The 387-nt window shown below is 63.3% G+C and carries 1 pseudogene; it reads left to right on the top strand.

What is annotated here, in order from left to right:
- Nucleotides 1-368: pseudogene (locus D7Y13_RS44760) on the top strand (hypothetical protein); the annotation flags it as partial.
- Between the last annotated feature and the right edge of the window lie 19 nt (nt 369-387).

Raw genomic sequence — 387 nt, 5'->3', positions numbered from 1 at the left:
GCGCCGATTATCCCGGTGCCAACAATGCCCGGCGCATCACGTTCGAATATGTGATGCTGAAGGACAAGAACGACAGTGATGCCGAGGCGCATGAGCTCGTCCGGCTGATCCGCAAGTACAAGCTGCCGGCCAAGGTCAATCTAATCCCGTTCAATCCCTGGCCCGGCGCGCCCTACGACACCTCGACGCCGGAGCGCGTGCGGGCGTTTTCGAACATCGTCTTCGAGGCGGGCATCTCGGCACCCGTGCGCACCCCGCGCGGCCGCGACATCGATGCGGCATGCGGCCAACTCAAGACCGCCAGCGAGAAAAAGAGCCGCGCCGAACTCGATCGGCAAGCCGAGGAAAAGCTCGCCGCGCTCGGTTAGCTGATGCGGAACGTATAGG

Origin of the sequence: Corallococcus praedator (genome assembly GCF_003612125.1) — a bacterium.
In the GTDB taxonomy this organism is placed as follows: domain Bacteria; phylum Myxococcota; class Myxococcia; order Myxococcales; family Myxococcaceae; genus Corallococcus; species Corallococcus praedator.
This window is presented reverse-complemented; position numbering and strand designations above follow the sequence as displayed.